The 2,185-nt window shown below is 28.8% G+C and carries 2 protein-coding genes; one reads left to right on the forward strand and one right to left on the reverse strand.

The window, feature by feature from the left end:
• Positions 1-184: 184 nt before the first annotated feature.
• The gene (locus tag ACH2BC_RS13720; RefSeq protein ID WP_395054593.1) at positions 185-1,273 is read right to left on the reverse strand and encodes a M42 family metallopeptidase; all 1,089 of its coding nucleotides are present in this window, start codon (positions 1,271-1,273) and stop codon (positions 185-187) included.
• A gap of 91 nt (positions 1,274-1,364) precedes the next feature.
• Between ACH2BC_RS13720 and ACH2BC_RS13725 the strand changes: the two genes are divergently transcribed.
• Positions 1,365-2,015, forward strand: coding sequence for a DUF4294 domain-containing protein (locus ACH2BC_RS13725; RefSeq protein WP_395054595.1), 651 nt, complete (start codon positions 1,365-1,367; stop codon positions 2,013-2,015).
• Positions 2,016-2,185: the final 170 nt, after the last annotated feature.

A 2,185-nucleotide genomic window follows, 5' to 3' on the forward strand; every position in this document is an offset into this window, starting at 1 on the left:
AGATACAATTTGGCAACTTGGTTTTGTTTATCTATTAATATTATTTCAAAGATACGTATTTCACACTTTTTTATTGTATGCAAAGATATGAGCCCAGATTGACTGGAATAACAAATTGTTTTTTTACAATTTTTATGGAAGGAAAACTGGAATTGCCATTATAGATTAAACTACTGATTTGCTTCTATTTAAAATAAGAAAAATTGTGATTGTTTTCTATTTTTAGAATTGTTTCGTAGATTAATTTTATTACGTTTTCTACATCTTCGCGATGTACCATTTCTACAGTAGTGTGCATATAACGTAATGATAATGAGATTAATGCAGATGGAACTCCGCCATTGCTGTAGGCAAAAGCATCGGTATCTGTACCTGTAACTCTAGAGGTTGCATGACGTTGAAATGGGATTTCTTTTTCTTGCGCAGTTGAAATAATTAACTCACGAAGAATATTTTGAGTTGCTGGTGCATAGGCAATTACTGGACCTTTACCCATTTGTAAATCGCCTTCAATTTTTTTATCTATCATTGGCGTAGAAGTATCGTGGCAAACATCGGTAACAATTGCTACGTTTGGTTTTATGGTTTGGGTAATCATCTCGGCGCCACGAAGACCAATTTCTTCTTGAACAGCGTTTACTATATATAATCCAAAAGGTAATTTCTTTTTGTTTTCGTGCAATAATCTTGCTACTTCAGCAATCATAAATCCGCCCATTCTGTTGTCTATTGCTCTACAAACAAACTTATTTTCGTTAAGAATCATAAATTCATCTGGATATGTAATTACGCAACCAACATGGATTCCTAATTTTTCTACTTCATCTTTGGTTTCGCAACCGCAGTCTATGAATATGTTGTGAAGCGTTGCAGGTTCTTCTTTACCACGATTTCTAGTGTGTATTGCTGGCCATCCAAAAACTCCTTTTACAATTCCATTTTTGGTATGAATATTTACACGTTTTGAAGGTGCTATTTGATGATCGGAACCTCCATTTCTTATTACATATATTAAACCATTATCGGTGATATAGTTTACATACCAAGAAATTTCATCGGAATGACCTTCTATTACTACTTTAAAAGGTGCTTCTGGATTTATAACTCCAACTGCTGTTCCGTATGTGTCGGTTATAAATGTATCAACGTAAGGTTTTAAATAATTCATCCAAATTTTTTGACCTTCAGATTCATAACCTGTTGGAGATGGATTGTTTAAATATTTTTCTAAAAATGAAATTGATGATTTACTAAGGATTGATTTTGTTGCCATAAAATTATTTTTTTGCGAATTTATAAATTTGGCATTACACTTGTTAATGATATTGCATATTTTTACATTAAAATAATTACATATGTTTAAAATGAAGTTTTTGTTGTTGGTTTTTATTATATCTTTTAATACTTTTTCTCAGATAAATAAAGATTCTCTTGTTGATGTTATTGAAGAAATAGAAAATGATATTGTACTTAAAGACACTATTTTTCTTCAGGAAGTTTTTATAGGTAAAGAAAAGATGGATCCAGAAGCTAAGAAACAGTTTTTACTACTTCAAAATAGGGTTTATAAAGTTTATCCGTTCGCAAAAACTGCAGGAGAAAGACTATCTTTAATGAATAAAAATTTAGAAAAATTGAATTCCAATAAAGAGAAAAAGAGATATTTCAAAATTATTGAAGATTATATGGAAAATGAATTTAAAGAAAAGTTAAAAAAGCTTTCAAGAAAACAAGGACAGATTTTAGTAAAACTTATTTATCGCCAAACAGGTTTTACTACTTTTGATCTTATTAAAGATTATAAAAATGGTTGGAAAGCATTTTGGTCAAATAATACAGCAAAGCTTTTTGATATTAATCTTAAGAAAAAGTATGAACCATTTGTTGATAATGAAGATTATCTAATTGAAACTATTCTTTACAGAGCATTTGTTAATGGCAGATTAGTTGAACAAAAATCTGCAAATCCAATAAGTTTAGATGAATTAGATGACTTTTGGCAAAATAAAAAGTAATTTAATGATAATTAAATGTCATTACCATTAACTTCATAGGTTTTATTATAATATTATTTTATTTTTATTATCAGTAACCTTCGGATTTATAATGTTTTAAAAAATAAAATAAAAAAACTTTTAAAAAGAGCTTGTTTAGATAAAAAAGAGTGTTACTTTTGCACTCGCAA

It is taken from the genome of Flavobacterium sp. (assembly GCF_043760115.1).
Lineage (GTDB): Bacteria > Bacteroidota > Bacteroidia > Flavobacteriales > Flavobacteriaceae > Flavobacterium.